The organism is Pseudomonas sp. LG1D9 (assembly GCF_002949995.1).
Lineage (GTDB): Bacteria > Pseudomonadota > Gammaproteobacteria > Pseudomonadales > Pseudomonadaceae > Aquipseudomonas > Aquipseudomonas proteolytica.
The window spans coordinates 2,249,553-2,263,845 of sequence record NZ_CP026881.1; the positions used below are offsets into that span (position 1 = coordinate 2,249,553).

General features: G+C 61.8%; 18 protein-coding genes. 15 read left to right on the forward strand and 3 right to left on the reverse strand.

Annotated features, from left to right (window positions below; all coding sequences use genetic code 11):
* Positions 1–182 precede the first annotated feature (182 nt).
* From C5F71_RS10840 to C5F71_RS10860, 5 genes are all read left to right on the forward strand, one after another.
* A complete protein-coding gene (locus C5F71_RS10840) occupies positions 183–752 on the forward strand; it encodes a YqgE/AlgH family protein (RefSeq protein WP_029300463.1) in 570 nt (189 codons plus the stop codon).
* Entirely contained in the window at positions 752–1,189 is a 438-nt protein-coding gene (ruvX, locus tag C5F71_RS10845; RefSeq protein WP_005792259.1) for a Holliday junction resolvase RuvX, read from the forward strand. The genes C5F71_RS10840 and ruvX overlap by 1 nt, the downstream gene beginning before the upstream one ends.
* Positions 1,190–1,271: 82 nt before the next feature.
* Positions 1,272–1,778 (forward strand): bifunctional pyr operon transcriptional regulator/uracil phosphoribosyltransferase PyrR, encoded by a 507-nt coding sequence (pyrR, locus tag C5F71_RS10850; RefSeq protein WP_029300467.1) that lies wholly within the window; start codon positions 1,272–1,274, stop codon positions 1,776–1,778.
* Positions 1,779–1,802: 24 nt separating this feature from the next.
* Complete coding sequence (locus C5F71_RS10855) at positions 1,803–2,807, forward strand: aspartate carbamoyltransferase catalytic subunit (RefSeq protein ID WP_029300469.1); 1,005 nt, start codon at positions 1,803–1,805, stop codon at positions 2,805–2,807.
* Positions 2,804–4,075 carry a dihydroorotase gene (locus tag C5F71_RS10860; protein WP_104911123.1) on the forward strand — a complete coding sequence of 424 codons (1,272 nt, stop codon included), beginning with the start codon at positions 2,804–2,806 and terminating at the stop codon, positions 4,073–4,075. The genes C5F71_RS10855 and C5F71_RS10860 overlap by 4 nt, the downstream gene beginning before the upstream one ends.
* A 144-nt stretch (positions 4,076–4,219) precedes the next feature.
* Here C5F71_RS10860 and C5F71_RS10865 read toward each other — a convergent pair whose 3' ends face one another.
* A complete protein-coding gene (locus tag C5F71_RS10865; protein ID WP_104911124.1) occupies positions 4,220–4,648 on the reverse strand; it encodes a TM2 domain-containing protein in 429 nt (142 codons plus the stop codon).
* 249 nt (positions 4,649–4,897) lie between these two features.
* Here C5F71_RS10865 and C5F71_RS10870 point away from each other — a divergent pair, with 249 nt between their 5' ends.
* Positions 4,898–5,533: a C40 family peptidase gene (locus C5F71_RS10870; protein ID WP_029300475.1), complete on the forward strand. Its 636-nt coding sequence runs from the start codon at positions 4,898–4,900 to the stop codon at positions 5,531–5,533.
* A 128-nt stretch (positions 5,534–5,661) separates the two neighbouring features.
* On the opposite strand, the gene C5F71_RS10880 is transcribed toward C5F71_RS10870, so the two are convergent.
* A complete protein-coding gene (locus tag C5F71_RS10880) occupies positions 5,662–6,696 on the reverse strand; it encodes a type IV pilus twitching motility protein PilT (protein WP_104911126.1) in 1,035 nt (344 codons plus the stop codon).
* A gap of 57 nt (positions 6,697–6,753) precedes the next feature.
* Here C5F71_RS10880 and C5F71_RS10885 point away from each other — a divergent pair, with 57 nt between their 5' ends.
* From C5F71_RS10885 to C5F71_RS10925, 9 genes are all read left to right on the forward strand, one after another.
* The gene (locus C5F71_RS10885) at positions 6,754–7,440 is read left to right on the forward strand and encodes a YggS family pyridoxal phosphate-dependent enzyme (protein ID WP_029300479.1); all 687 of its coding nucleotides are present in this window, start codon (positions 6,754–6,756) and stop codon (positions 7,438–7,440) included.
* 33 nt (positions 7,441–7,473) lie between these two features.
* A complete protein-coding gene (proC, locus tag C5F71_RS10890; protein ID WP_029300480.1) occupies positions 7,474–8,292 on the forward strand; it encodes a pyrroline-5-carboxylate reductase in 819 nt (272 codons plus the stop codon).
* 9 nt (positions 8,293–8,301) lie between these two features.
* Positions 8,302–8,892: a YggT family protein gene (locus tag C5F71_RS10895; protein WP_029300481.1), complete on the forward strand. Its 591-nt coding sequence runs from the start codon at positions 8,302–8,304 to the stop codon at positions 8,890–8,892.
* Positions 8,893–9,054: 162 nt separating this feature from the next.
* Positions 9,055–10,194: a homoserine O-acetyltransferase gene (locus C5F71_RS10900; RefSeq protein ID WP_092231136.1), complete on the forward strand. Its 1,140-nt coding sequence runs from the start codon at positions 9,055–9,057 to the stop codon at positions 10,192–10,194.
* 7 nt (positions 10,195–10,201) lie between these two features.
* Positions 10,202–10,822 (forward strand): methionine biosynthesis protein MetW, encoded by a 621-nt coding sequence (metW, locus tag C5F71_RS10905; RefSeq protein WP_029300485.1) that lies wholly within the window; start codon positions 10,202–10,204, stop codon positions 10,820–10,822.
* A 21-nt stretch (positions 10,823–10,843) separates the two neighbouring features.
* Positions 10,844–11,278 (forward strand): DUF4426 domain-containing protein, encoded by a 435-nt coding sequence (locus C5F71_RS10910; RefSeq protein ID WP_029300487.1) that lies wholly within the window; start codon positions 10,844–10,846, stop codon positions 11,276–11,278.
* The gene (rdgB, locus tag C5F71_RS10915; RefSeq protein WP_029300489.1) at positions 11,275–11,871 is read left to right on the forward strand and encodes an RdgB/HAM1 family non-canonical purine NTP pyrophosphatase; all 597 of its coding nucleotides are present in this window, start codon (positions 11,275–11,277) and stop codon (positions 11,869–11,871) included. The genes C5F71_RS10910 and rdgB overlap by 4 nt, the downstream gene beginning before the upstream one ends.
* Entirely contained in the window at positions 11,868–13,070 is a 1,203-nt protein-coding gene (gene hemW, locus C5F71_RS10920) for a radical SAM family heme chaperone HemW (RefSeq protein ID WP_029300492.1), read from the forward strand. Before rdgB ends, hemW begins: the two co-directional genes overlap by 4 nt.
* An 18-nt stretch (positions 13,071–13,088) precedes the next feature.
* Positions 13,089–13,412: a DUF3392 domain-containing protein gene (locus C5F71_RS10925; RefSeq protein WP_029300493.1), complete on the forward strand. Its 324-nt coding sequence runs from the start codon at positions 13,089–13,091 to the stop codon at positions 13,410–13,412.
* Between the two features lie 152 nt (positions 13,413–13,564).
* On the opposite strand, the gene trmB is transcribed toward C5F71_RS10925, so the two are convergent.
* Positions 13,565–14,290: a tRNA (guanosine(46)-N7)-methyltransferase TrmB gene (gene trmB, locus C5F71_RS10930; protein WP_029300750.1), complete on the reverse strand. Its 726-nt coding sequence runs from the start codon at positions 14,288–14,290 to the stop codon at positions 13,565–13,567.
* Between the last annotated feature and the right edge of the window lie 3 nt (positions 14,291–14,293).

Consider the following 14,293-nt stretch of genomic DNA (forward strand, 5'->3'; position numbering starts at 1 on the left):
GCGGTGCAGGAGCGAGCTTGCTCGCGAAGAACCTGAGGCCACCGCGTGCATTCTGACTGCCCGCGTTATCGTTGACGATCTTCGCGAGCAAGCTCGCTCCTACAGCCCAAACAAACCCGCCAACCGATTTCCTACACATCCCCAGCTTGTCAGTTCGCCCCTCCAACGCCACACTAGCGGACATGAAAAATGTCAGCCCGACTTACCTCAAGCACCAATTCCTGATCGCCATGCCCCATATGGCCGACCCGAACTTTGCGCACACCTTGACCTATATCGTCGAGCACACGGCCAATGGCGCCATGGGGTTGGTGGTCAACCGCCCGCAGGACCTGAACCTGGCCGATATCCTTGAGCAACTGCGCCCGGAGATCGACCCACCCGCCAGTTGCCAGGCGGTGCCGATCTATTTCGGTGGCCCGGTGCAGACTGACCGGGGCTTTGTCCTGCACCCCAGCGGCCCGACGTTCCAGGCAACCGTCGACCTCGATGGCGTGTCCTTGTCCACCTCCCAGGACGTGCTGTTTGCCATCGCTGATGGCGCCGGCCCGCAGCAGAGCCTGATCACCCTGGGTTACGCCGGGTGGGAAGCCGGGCAACTGGAAGAAGAGTTGGCCAACAATGCCTGGCTGACGTGCCCCTTCGATGCCGACATTCTGTTCAATACCGCCAGCGAGCTGCGCCTCAATGCCGCTGCAAAGCAACTGGGGATCAACCTCAACCTGCTGACCAGCCAGGCGGGGCACGCCTGATGGCCCTGCGACTGATCCTCGGGTTTGACTACGGCACCAAGCAGATTGGCGTTGCCGTGGGCCAGGTCATCACCGGCCAGGCCCGCGAGCTGTGTACCTTGAAGGCGCAGAACGGCATCCCGGACTGGAATCAGGTCGAAGCCCTGATCAAGGAGTGGAAGCCCGACGCGGTGGTGGTCGGCCTGCCGCTGAACATGGACGGCACCCCCAGCGACATGTGCTTGCGCGCCGAAAAGTTCGCCCGCCGCCTCAACGGCCGCTACAACCTGCCCTTCTATACCCACGATGAGCGCCTGACGACCTTTGAGGCCAAGGGTGAGCGTCGCGACCGTGGCGGGCAGAAAGGCAGCTACCGCGACAACCCGGTCGACGCCATTGCCGCCGCCTTGCTGCTGCAGGGCTGGCTGGATGAAAACACCGCTTTATTTGAATCCTGACTGACGCGGCTTGCCGCGTCTTCTTACGTTTGAGCCCGGACTTTGCCAGCGTCACGCTGCCCGAGCCCTTGAAGGAGCCACCATGAGCCTGCCCAATCCCGCCGAACTGATCCGTCAGATGGCGACGAGCCTCACGACCCATCTGCAACACCGCGCCATCAGCGAGCCGCGTTTCATCGGTATCCGTACCGGTGGCGTGTGGGTCGCCCAGGCGTTGCTGCAAGAGCTGGGCAGTGACTCGCCCCTGGGCACCCTGGATGTGTCCTTCTACCGCGATGACTTCAGCCAGAACGGCCTGCACCCGCAAGTGCGCCCGTCTGCGCTGCCCTTTGAAATCGAAGGCCAGCACCTGGTACTGATCGATGACGTGCTGATGAGCGGGCGTACCATCCGTGCAGCCATGAACGAGCTGTTCGACTACGGCCGCCCGGCCAGTATCACCCTGGTCTGCCTGCTCGACCTCGAGGCTGGCGAACTGCCGATCAGCCCGGATGTGGTGGGTGCCACCCTGTCGCTTTCAGCCCAACAGCGGGTAAAATTGTCCGGTCCCACGCCGCTCGAACTCGAACTGCAAGACCTCGCCCTTTAAACCGCCTTGTAAAGAGTCCCCGCGATGACGCCTCTAGATGCCAAGCGCCCGCTGCAGCTCAACGCTCAGGGCCAGCTGCAACACTTCCTGTCCCTCGACGGCCTGCCCCGCGAATTGCTCACCGAAATCCTCGACACTGCCGACTCGTTCCTTGAAGTCGGCGGCCGGGCGGTGAAGAAAGTCCCGCTGCTGCGCGGCAAAACCATTTGCAACGTGTTCTTCGAGAACTCGACACGCACCCGCACCACCTTCGAGCTGGCGGCCCAACGCCTGTCAGCCGACGTGATCACCCTGAACGTCTCCACCTCGTCGGCAAGCAAGGGCGAAACCCTGCTCGACACCCTGCGCAACCTGGAGGCCATGGCGGCCGACATGTTCGTGGTGCGCCATGGCGACTCGGGCGCGGCGCACTTTATTGCCGAGCACGTGTGCCCACAGGTGGCGATCATCAACGGCGGCGATGGCCGTCACGCCCACCCGACCCAGGGCATGCTCGACATGCTCACCATCCGTCGGCACAAGGGTGGCTTCGAAAACCTCTCGGTGGCCATCGTTGGCGACATCCTGCACTCGCGGGTGGCGCGCTCGAACATGCTGGCCCTGAAAACCCTCGGCTGCCCGGATATCCGCGTGATCGCGCCGAAAACCCTGCTGCCTATCGGCATCGAGCAATACGGGGTCAAGGTCTACACCGACATGACCGAAGGCCTGAAGGACGTGGATGTGGTGATCATGCTGCGCCTGCAACGCGAGCGCATGGCCGGTGGCCTGCTGCCCAGCGAAGGTGAGTTCTATCGCCTGTTCGGCCTGACCACCGCGCGCCTGGCAGGCGCCAAGCCGGATGCGATTGTCATGCACCCTGGCCCGATCAACCGTGGGGTGGAGATTGAGTCGGCGGTGGCCGACGGCCCGCACTCGGTGATTCTCAACCAGGTCACCTACGGCATCGCGGTACGCATGGCCGTACTGTCCATGGCCATGAGCGGGCAAACTGCCCAACGTCAATTCGAGCAGGAGAAGGCCCAGTGAAGCTCAGCATTCTCGGCGCCCGAGTCATCGATCCGGCCAGCGGCCTGGATCAAGTCACCGATCTGCACCTGGAAGCCGGCAAGATCATTGCCATCGGCGCCGCCCCCAGTGGTTTCAGCCCGGTCGAGAGCATCGACGCCAAAGGCCTGGTCGCCGCGCCCGGCCTGGTAGACCTGAACGTCGCCCTGCGCGAGCCGGGCTACAGCCGCAAAGGCAGCATCGCCAGCGAAACCCGCGCCGCGGCTGCAGGCGGTGTCACTAGCCTGTGCTGCCCACCGCAAACCAAACCGGTGCTGGACACCTCGGCCGTGGCCGAGTTGATCCTCGACCGCGCCCGCGAGGCCGGCAATTGCAAAGTGTTCCCCATCGGCGCCCTGAGCAAAGGCCTGGATGGCGAGCAACTGGCCGAGCTGATTGCCCTGCGTGACGCCGGCTGCGTAGCCTTCGGCAATGGCCTGGAGAGTTTTCGCAGCACCCGCACCCTGTGCCGGGCCCTGGAATACGCCGCCACCTTCGATCTGACCGTGATCTTCCACTCCCAGGACCACGACCTGGCCGAAGGCGGCCTGGCCCACGAAGGCCCCACCGCCAGCTTCCTCGGCCTTGCGGGCATCCCGGAAACCGCAGAAACCGTGGCCCTGGCCCGTGACCTGCTGTTGGTGGAACAAAGCGGCGTACGCGCGCACTTCAGCCAACTGACCAGCGCCCGTGGCGTGGCCCTGATTGCCCAGGCCCAGGCCCGTGGCTTGCCGGTGACCGCCGATGTAGCGTTGTACCAGCTGATCCTGACGGATGAGGCGCTGATCGACTTCTCCAGCCTGTACCACGTACAACCACCCCTGCGCACCCGCGCCGACCGTGATGGTTTGCGTGCGGCGGTGAAGTCGGGGGTGGTTTCGGCGATCTCCAGCCATCACCAACCCCACGAACGGGATGCCAAGCTGGCACCGTTTGGCGCGACAGAGCCTGGGATCAGCAGCGTCGAACTGCTGCTGCCATTGGCGATGACGCTGGTGGAGGATGGTTTGCTGGACTTGCCAACGTTGCTCGCACGCCTGAGCTCAGGCCCGGCGCAAGCGCTGCGCCTGCCGGCGGGCAAGCTGGCGGTGGGTTCGGCGGCGGATCTGGTGCTGTTTGATCCGGCCAGTTCCACTGTCGCCGGCGAGCAATGGTTGTCCAGGGGTGAAAACTGCCCATTCATCGGGCATAGCTTGCCGGCGAATGTGCGTTACACCCTGGTGGATGGGCGGATCAGCTACCAGGCTTGATCCAGAACTGAAGCGGGCACAATCAAATGTGGGAGCGGGCTTGCTCGCGAAAGCGGTATATCAGTTAACAAATAGGTCGACTGATGCACCGCTTTCGCGAGCAAGCCCGCTCCCACAATTAGATCCTCACAAGGCTGGAGCTGATCAGCGCCCGCCCAACCGCTCGGCATTGCGGATCGAGATCTGCGTGTTCAGCGTCCAGAAGTCATACAGCACGCCAATCAGGAACAAGCCACCGGTCACCAGGTACAACAGGCCGGTGAGCCATTTGCCCTGATACATGCGGTGCAAGCCAAACACCCCAAGAAACGCCAACAGAATCCAGGCCACGTTGTATTCAATGGGCCCAGCGGTAAAACGCAAGTCGGCTTCGCGGTCCATTGCCGGGATCAGAAACAGGTCGATCAACCAGCCAATACCCAGCAAACCAAAGGTGAAGAACCAGATCGTCCCGGTCACCGGTTTGCCGTAATAAAAGCGGTGCGCCCCGGTGAATCCGAAGATCCACAGCAGGTAACCGATCATCTTGCTGTGGGTGTCCTGTTGCGAAACGCCCTGTCGATAGGTGTTCATGAATGACCTCTTTTGCCTCGATAGATAAATATTTCTGGTTTCTTTGTGACTTTTTTACAGGCACCCGACGTACGGCAAATGATATCGTCGCTCCCCTCAAAGCCTTATGCCGCCTGACTTGTGTAGGACAATTGCGACAGTTCGTCGCGGTTTTCCTGATTTTGACGTCAAGGTTCAGTCGACAAACGGCCTGAGAAAGACACTAAAAGCTGTTATAAAGTTGCGCGCAAACCAACAAGAGCCTGCCTTATGCGACCATTTTTAAAGACATGGCTAACCATTTGCCTATTAATGCCACTGGCCGCCCACGCCACCAATCGTGAGCAACGACTTCCGAACGTTAATGGTTTCACCCCTAAAGTTCACGCCACTACCAGCTCTGCCAAATCGGTAAAACTCACCGTCAAGCGCCCGACTCAAGTGAGCAAGGCCCACGGTAAAGCAGTTTCCGGCCTGGTAGCGAGCAATAACCAGCAAAGCAGCAAAGTCCTCAGCCGTGCCGTAAACGTGCTGGGTACTCCTTATCGTTGGGGCGGCAGCAGCCCAAGTAAAGGCTTTGATTGCAGCGGCCTGGTGAAATACGCCTTCAATGATGTGGCTGCGGTGGATTTGCCACGCACCTCCAATGCCATGGCCAGTGGCCACGGGCAGAAGGTTGATCGCAAGGATTTGAAGCCCGGCGACCTGTTGTTCTTCAAGCTCAAGAGCCGCCAGGTCAACCATGTAGCCATCTACCTGGGCAACGACCGTTTTATCCACGCGCCGCGCCGTGGCAAGTCGGTCAGCATCGACACCCTGAAAAAGCCGTTCTGGAACAAGAACTACGTGATTGCCAAGCGCGTGCTGCCTAAAGAGCAGAACAACCTGCGCATTGTGCAACGCTGACATTGAATGGGAATGCAGGCTGGCATGGGAGCTGGCTTGTGTGGGAGCTGGCTTGCCTGCGATTGCATCACCTCAGTGTGAATGACACACCGCGCTGCCTGTATCGCAGGCAAGCCAGCTCCCACAGGTCATAACTCTGCGGGCACCCGTGCCTGCTCCCGGGCCTCTTCGCGGCTGACCAGCCCCTGACTCACCAGCCCCTTCAAGCTCATATCCAACGTCTTCATCCCCAACGCCCCTCCCGTCTGGATCGCCGAGTACAACTGCGCCACCTTGTCCTCGCGGATCAGGTTACGGATCGCCGGTGTACCGAGCATGATTTCATGGGCCGCCACGCGCCCGCCGCCGACTTTTTTCAGCAACATCTGGGAAACCACCGCCTGCAGCGACTCCGAGAGCATCGAGCGGACCATGGCCTTTTCCCCCGAGGGGAACACATCCACCAGCCGGTCCACGGTCTTTGCCGCCGAACTGGTGTGCAGGGTGCCAAACACCAGGTGCCCGGTTTCAGCCGCCGTCAGGGCCAGGCGGATGGTTTCCAGGTCGCGCAACTCGCCGACCAGGATCACATCCGGGTCTTCGCGCAGCGCAGAACGCAGGGCGGCGGAGAAACTGTGGGTATCGCGATGCACCTGGCGCTGGCTGATCAGCGCCGTGCGCGGTTCATGGACAAATTCGATAGGGTCTTCAAGGGTCAGGATGTGCTGCTGGCGGGTGTTGTTGAGGTAATCGATCATCGCCGCCAGGGTGGTGGACTTGCCCGAGCCCGTGGCCCCGGTCACCAGCACCAGCCCCCGAGGCAGTTCGGCGATGCGCCGGAACACGTCGCCCAGCCCCAGGCTTTCCAGGCTCTGTACCCGGGAGGGAATCGCGCGAAACACCGCGCCCATCCCTCGGTGCTGCTGGAACACATTGGCGCGAAAGCGCGCCACACCGGGCAACTCGAAGGAAAAATCCGTTTCAAGAGATGTTTCGAAATCCTTTTGCTGGTGTTTATTCATGATCGGGCTGAGTAAGTCCGCTACTTGCGTAGCACTCAATGGGGGCCAGTCGAGTGGCACAACCTCGCCATCGACTCGCATCCTCGGCGCCAACCCTGCCGACAGATGCAGGTCGGAGGCGCCCCGGCTGACGCAGGCGGTCAGCAGTTCAGTGATGTCCATAGGGCTATCCATTTCCAGTAGAATGCCGCGGACTCCATATCCACGGGCGCAACTTGAATGTCGACCATAGCAGACAATATTGGCCTGGTTAGTCAGCGGATCCGTGCTGCGGCCCAGGCCGTGCAGCGCGATGAATCCAGCGTGCATTTGCTGGCGGTCAGCAAGACCAAGCCCGCGCAAGCCGTGCGCGAAGCCTATGCCGCCGGGATGCATGACTTCGGTGAAAACTACTTGCAGGAAGCCCTCGGCAAACAAGCCGAATTAACCGACCTGCCCTTGAGTTGGCACTTCATCGGCCCCATTCAATCGAACAAGACGCGCGCTATCGCCGAGAACTTCGCTTGGGTGCATTCCGTGGACCGCCTGAAAATCGCCCAACGCCTGTCGGAGCAACGCCCGGCCGACCTGCCGCCGCTCAATATCTGCGTTCAGGTCAATGTCAGTGGCGAAGCCAGCAAGTCCGGCTGTACACCCGCCGATTTGCCAGCGCTGGCCGAGGCGATCCAGGCCCTGCCGCGCTTGAAGCTGCGTGGCCTGATGGCGATCCCCGAGCCCACCGACGACCGTGCGCAGCAAGATGCGGCGTTTGCGAAGGTGCGTGACTTGCAAGCGAGCCTGAACCTGGGGCTCGACACACTTTCCATGGGCATGAGCCATGACCTTGAGTCGGCCATTGCCCAAGGGGCCACGTGGGTGCGGATCGGTACCGCCCTGTTTGGTGCCCGCGACTACGGCCAGCCATGAAATGGCTGACTTCCATCTGAGTAAGGACCTGTCATGAGCAGCACGCGTATAGCCTTTATCGGCGCCGGTAACATGGCGGCCAGCCTGATCGGCGGCCTGCGGGCCAAGGGCCTGGACGCTTCGCAGATTCGCGCCAGCGATCCGGGCGCCGAGACCCGCGCCCGGGTGAGCGCCGAGCACGGTATCGAAACCTTTGCCGACAACGCCGAAGCCATCCAGGGCGTCGACGTGATTGTGCTGGCGGTCAAGCCACAGGCCATGAAAGCCGTGTGCGAAGCGTTGCGCCCAAGCCTGGCACCGCAACAACTGGTGGTGTCGATTGCCGCCGGCATCAATTGCGCCAGCATGAACAACTGGCTCGGCGCCCAGCCCATCGTACGTTGCATGCCCAACACGCCATCACTGCTGCGCCAAGGCGTCAGCGGCCTGTACGCCACCACCCAAGTGAGCGCCGAGCAACGTGAGCAGGCCCAGGAGCTGTTGTCGGCCGTGGGTGTGGCCCTGTGGCTGGACGAAGAACAGCAACTGGACGCCGTCACCGCCGTGTCCGGCAGTGGCCCGGCGTATTTCTTCTTGCTAGTCGAAGCCATGACCGCGGCTGGCGTGAAGCTGGGCCTGCCACGGGAAATCGCCGAGCAACTGACTCAGCAAACCGCCCTCGGCGCCGCGCATATGGTGGTGTCCAGCGATGTGGACGCGGCCGAGTTGCGTCGTCGCGTGACCTCGCCCAATGGCACCACGCAGGCTGCCATCGAATCGTTCCAGGCCGGGGGCTTTGAAGCCCTGGTCGAAAAAGCACTGGGTGCCGCCGCGCACCGCTCGGCCGAACTGGCCGAACAACTGGGTCAATAAGGAGCCAATATGATTGGTTTGAACACCGCAGCCGTCTACGTGCTGCAAACCCTCGGCAGCCTGTATCTGCTGATCGTACTGTTGCGTTTTGTCCTGCAACTGGTACGCGCCAACTTCTATAACCCGCTCTGCCAATTCGCCGTGAAGGCCACCCAGCCGCTGCTCAAGCCCTTGCGCCGGGTGATCCCGAGCCTGTTCGGCCTGGACATGTCGTCGCTGGTCCTGGCGATCCTGGTCCAACTGGCGCTGATGGCCCTGACGCTGCTGCTGACCTACGGCACCACCGGCAACTTCCTGCAACTGCTGGTCTGGGCCTTGATCGGCGTGACCGCGCTGTTCCTGAAGATTTTCTTCTTCGCCCTGATCATCAGCGTGATCCTGTCCTGGGTCGCACCGGGCAGCCATAACCCTGGCGCCGAGCTGGTCAACCAGATCTGCGAGCCGGCCCTGGCGCCGTTCCGCAAGATCCTGCCGAACCTGGGCGGCCTGGATATCTCGCCGATCCTCGCGTTCATGGTGCTCAAGCTCCTGGACATGCTGGTGATCAACAACCTGGCGGCGATGACCATGATGCCGGACATCCTGCGCCTGCTGATCTGACCTTTGCAGGAGCCGGCTTGCCGGCGATGGCACCCGCGAAAACGCCATCGCCGGCAAGCCGGCTCCCACAGAAACAAGCCGTCATCAGCCAGGACAAGGTTCGCTTGCCGCTGGCCCCCCCGCTCTTTAGACTTACGCCTCATTTAAACGAGAGCAGGGTCGATGCCAGCTGCCTTCCCCCCCGATTCTGTTGGACTGGTCGTGCCCCAAGTGGCGCACTTCAGCGAACCCCTGGCCCTGGCCTGCGGTCGATCGCTGCCGGCCTATGACCTGATCTATGAAACCTACGGCCAGTTGAACGCCACGGCGAGCAATGCCGTGCTGATCTGCCACGCCCTTTCTGGCCATCACCACGCCGCCGGCTACCACAGCGCCGACGAGCGCAAGCCCGGCTGGTGGGACAGTTGCATCGGCCCCGGCAAGCCCATCGACACCAATAAGTTCTTTGTGGTCAGCCTGAACAACCTCGGCGGCTGCAACGGCTCCACCGGCCCCAGCAGCCTCAACCCGGAGACCGGCAAGCCGTTCGGCGCCGACTTCCCGGTGCTGACCGTGGAAGACTGGGTGCACAGCCAGGCGCGCCTGGCCGACCTGCTCGGCATAAGCCAATGGGCAGCGGTGATCGGCGGCAGCCTGGGCGGCATGCAGGCGCTGCAATGGACCATCACTTACCCCGACCGCGTGCGCCATTGCCTGGCCATCGCCTCGGCCCCCAAGTTGTCGGCGCAGAACATCGCGTTCAACGAAGTGGCGCGCCAGGCAATCCTCACCGACCCCGAGTTCCACGGTGGTTCGTTCCAGGAAGCCGGGGTGATCCCCAAGCGCGGCTTGATGCTGGCGCGGATGGTCGGGCATATCACCTACCTGTCGGATGACTCCATGGGCGAGAAATTCGGCCGCGGGCTCAAGAGCGAGAAGCTCAACTACGACTTCCACAGCGTCGAATTCCAGGTCGAAAGCTACCTGCGTTACCAGGGCGAGGAGTTCTCCGGGCGTTTTGACGCCAACACCTACCTGCTGATGACCAAGGCCCTGGACTACTTCGACCCGGCGGCAAACTTTGATGACGACCTGGCGAAGACCTTCGAGGGTGCCACCGCCAAGTTCTGCGTGATGTCGTTCACCACCGACTGGCGCTTCTCCCCGGCCCGCTCGCGGGAACTGGTGGATGCGCTGATGGCCGCCCGCAAAGACGTGTGCTACCTGGAGATCGATGCACCGCAAGGCCACGACGCCTTCCTGATCCCGATCCCGCGCTACCTGCAGGCGTTCAGCAACTACATGAACCGCATTACATTGTGAGAAAGCCATGAGAGCCGACCTGGAAATCATCCAAGACTGGATCCCCGCCGGCAGCCGCGTGCTCGACCTGGGTTGCGGCGATGGCGAACTGCTGAGCTGGCTGCGCGACAACAAGCAAGTCACCGGCTACGGCCTGGAAAACGACCCGGACAACATCGCCCAGTGCGTGGCCAAGGGCATCAACGTGATCGAGCAGGACCTGGACAAGGGCCTTGGCAACTTTGCCAGCAACAGCTTCGATATCGTGGTGATGACCCAGGCCCTGCAGGCCGTGCACTACCCGGATCGGATTCTCGACGAGATGTTGCGCGTCGGCCGCCAATGCATCATCACCTTCCCCAATTTCGGCCACTGGCGCTGCCGCTGGTACCTGGCCACCAAGGGCCGGATGCCGGTATCGGATTTCCTGCCGTACACCTGGTACAACACGCCGAACATTCACTTCTGCACCTTCGAAGATTTCGAGGCGTTGTGCAGTGGGCGTGAAGCCAAGGTCATCAACCGCCTTGCCGTCGATCAACAGCATCGCCACGGCTGGGCGAGTAAGCTATGGCCTAATCTTTTGGGTGAAATCGGAATTTATCGGGTCAGCAGTCCTGGCCTGACCGATCATCAGATTGCCGTCTAACCATTTTCGAGGAGGACGATCATGAGTCGCCTGGCTATTTTTCTACTCACCGCCTGCCTGGGCGCCAGCGCCATGGCCGCCGGCCCTATCGACAGTAACCGGCAGAAGGCGTTTGGTGATATCACCGTGCACTACAGCACCTTCACCTCCAGCTTCCTGCAACCCGAGACGGCCCAGGCCGTGGGCGTGGTGCGCAGCAAGAACAAGGGCATGATCAATGTCTCGGTGATCAAGGGCGTGGAGCCTGTGGCGGCGCAAGTGACCGGCACGATCAAGGACTTGACCGGCAAGAGTGAAATGCTGACGTTCAAGCAGATCACCGAAAAAGGCGCGATCTACTACCTCGCCCCCTACTCGGTACCGCAGCAGGAATTCCGCACCTTTACCATCAATGTTGAAACCGGCGGCAAGGCCCACGGTTTCAGTTTCACCCAAGAACTGTTCCCGGCCGAATAATGAACCTGACACAACTCGTACTGGCCAGCCACAACGCCGGCAAACTCAAGGAACTCCAGGCCATGCTCGGCGAATCGGTGCAATTGCGCTCGATTGGCGAGTTCAGCCAGGTGGAACCCGAAGAAACCGGCCTGTCGTTCGTCGAAAACGCCATCCTCAAGGCCCGCAATGCCGCGCGCATTTCCGGTCTGCCGGCACTGGCCGACGATTCTGGCCTGGCCGTGGACTTCCTCGGCGGCGCCCCTGGCATCTATTCGGCGCGGTATGCCGACGGCAAAGGCGACGCGGCGAACAATGCCAAGTTGCTGGACGCGCTCAAGGATGTACCGGACGCGATGCGTGGCGCGCAGTTTGTGTGCGTGCTGGCCCTGGTGCGGCATGCCGATGACCCGCTGCCAATTCTCTGCGAAGGCCTGTGGCATGGGCGCATCCTGCATGCCGCCAGTGGCGAGCATGGGTTTGGCTATGACCCGCTGTTCTGGGTGCCGGAGCGCAATGTCTCCAGCGCCGAACTGAGCCCGGCCGACAAGAACCAGATCAGCCACCGCGCCCGCGCAATGGCTTTGCTGCGCCAGCGTCTGGGCTTGAAATGACCCAGAACACCTCCGCGCAGCCACTGATCCTCGGTGGCGCGCAAACACCTCGGGCGGCCCTGCCAGTGCTGCCGCCCCTGGCGCTGTACATCCACATCCCGTGGTGCGTGCGTAAATGCCCCTATTGCGACTTCAACTCCCACACCGCCAGCAAGGTGCTGCCGGAGCAAGAGTATGTCGATGCGTTGCTGGCGGACCTGGATCAGGATCTGCACGCGGTGTATGGCCGCGAGTTGAGCTCGATCTTCTTTGGCGGCGGCACGCCAAGCCTGTTCAGTGCTGCGGCGCTGGGTCGATTGCTGGAGGGCGTGGAGCAACGCATACCGTTTGCCCGCGACATCGAGATCACCCTGGAAGCCAACCCCGGCACCTTCGAGCAAGAGAAGTTCGTCGCCTACCGCAAGCTGGGGATCAATCGCCTGTCCATCGGCATCCAGAGCTTCCAGCAGGAAAAGCTCAAGGCCCTGGGCCGCATTCACAACGGCGACGAAGCCGTGCGCGCCGCCGGCATGGCGCGCCAGGCCGGGTTCGATAACTTCAACCTGGACCTGATGCACGGTTTGCCCGATCAATCCCTGGACGATGCCTTGAGCGACCTGCGCCAGGCCATCGCCCTCAAGCCGACCCACCTGTCGTGGTACCAGCTGACCCTGGAACCCAACACAGTGTTCTGGAACCAGCCGCCGACGCTGCCGGAAGACGACACCCTGTGGGATATCCAGGAAGCCGGCCAAGCCCTGCTCGCCGCCCACGGATACGCCCAGTACGAAGTTTCGGCCTATGCCCAGCCGGGTCGCCCCGCACGGCATAACCTCAACTACTGGAGCTTTGGCGACTTTATTGGCATCGGTGCCGGCGCCCACGGCAAGCTCAGCCATCCTGACGGGCGCATCGTGCGCACCTGGAAGACTCGCGCACCAAAGGACTACCTCAACCCGGCCAAAAGCTTTCAGGCAGGCATGAAAGAGCTGACCAACGAAGAGTTGCCTTTCGAGTTCCTGATGAACGCCCTGCGCCTTACCGACGGCGTTGAAGCCAGGCTTTACGCCGAACGCACGGGCCTGGACCTGGCCAGCCTGGATGAGGCCCGGCGCGAGGCAGAACAAAGTGGCTTATTGCAGGTCGAACCGTCACGCCTGGCGGCCACCGACCGTGGGCAACTCTTTCTCAATGACCTGCTGCAGAAGTTTTTGAGCTGATCGCTCTAAGGAAATCCCATGGATCTGGTACTCGACCTGCTTGCCACCGTATCCCGCTGGAGCCGCAGTAACCTGTCAGAAATATCCCTGGCGCTTGTCGGCTGCTTGCTGGTGCTGTTCGGCGCCGACATCAAGGGCTGGGTCGAAGCGCGCCTGGGCAACATCGCCGGCGCCTTGCGCGTACCGTTGATGGCCCTGTTGTGCATGATCGGCAGCGGTGCCGCGCTGATCTACGCCACGCCGTGGATTGTGCGGGGGTTGAGCCAGTTCAATAACTACAGTTTGGCGCCGGTGTTGCTGGTGGTGCTGGTGTTGATTGGCGTGGTTGCCGACCGCCGCTGACTAAAAGCACACCACCAAAAAACTGTAGGAGCGAGCTTGCTCGCGAAGAACGTCAACGATAACGCCGAGCTATCAGGTAACCCGCGTCGCCTGTCCGTTTTTCGCGAGCAAGCTCGCTCCTACAGTTGATCGCATTTCAGTCTTCTAGCTGGTCAAGCCAGCTTTTCGAACTTCAAATCCCAAACCCCATGCCCCAATCGCTCGCCACGGCGTTCGAACTTGGTGATCGGGCGCTCGGCCGGGCGTGGCACGCATTGACCGTCTTCGGCCAGGTTGCGGTAGCCAGGGGCGACGTTCATCACTTCCAGCATGTACTCCGCGTAAGGTTCCCAGTCGGTGGCCATGTGCAGGATGCCGCCCACTTTCAGCTTGCTGCGTACCAGTTCCGCGAAGGAGGCCTGGACGATGCGGCGCTTGTGGTGGCGGCTCTTGTGCCATGGATCCGGGAAAAACAGCATCAGGCGGTCGAGGCTGTTGTCGGCAATGCAGCGGTTGAGCACTTCGATCGCGTCGCAGTCGTAGACACGCAGGTTTTTCAGGCCCTGAGTCAGCACGCCGTTAAGCAATGCACCTACGCCCGGACGGTGGACTTCCACGCCGATAAAATCTTGCTCGGGCGACGCGGCGGCCATTTCCAGCAGGGAATGGCCCATGCCGAAGCCGATTTCCAGGGAACGCGGGGCCGAACGGCCAAACACCTGGTCGAAGTCCACCGGCGCATCGGCCAGGGGCAGGACGAACAACGGCGTGCCCTGGTCCAGGCCCTTTTGCTGGCCTTCGGTCATGCGCCCGGCACGCATCACAAAGCTTTTGATGCGGCGGTGCTTGGACTCGTCGCCTTCTTCCACGGGGTTCGGCGTTTCGTTTGATTCAGTCATCAA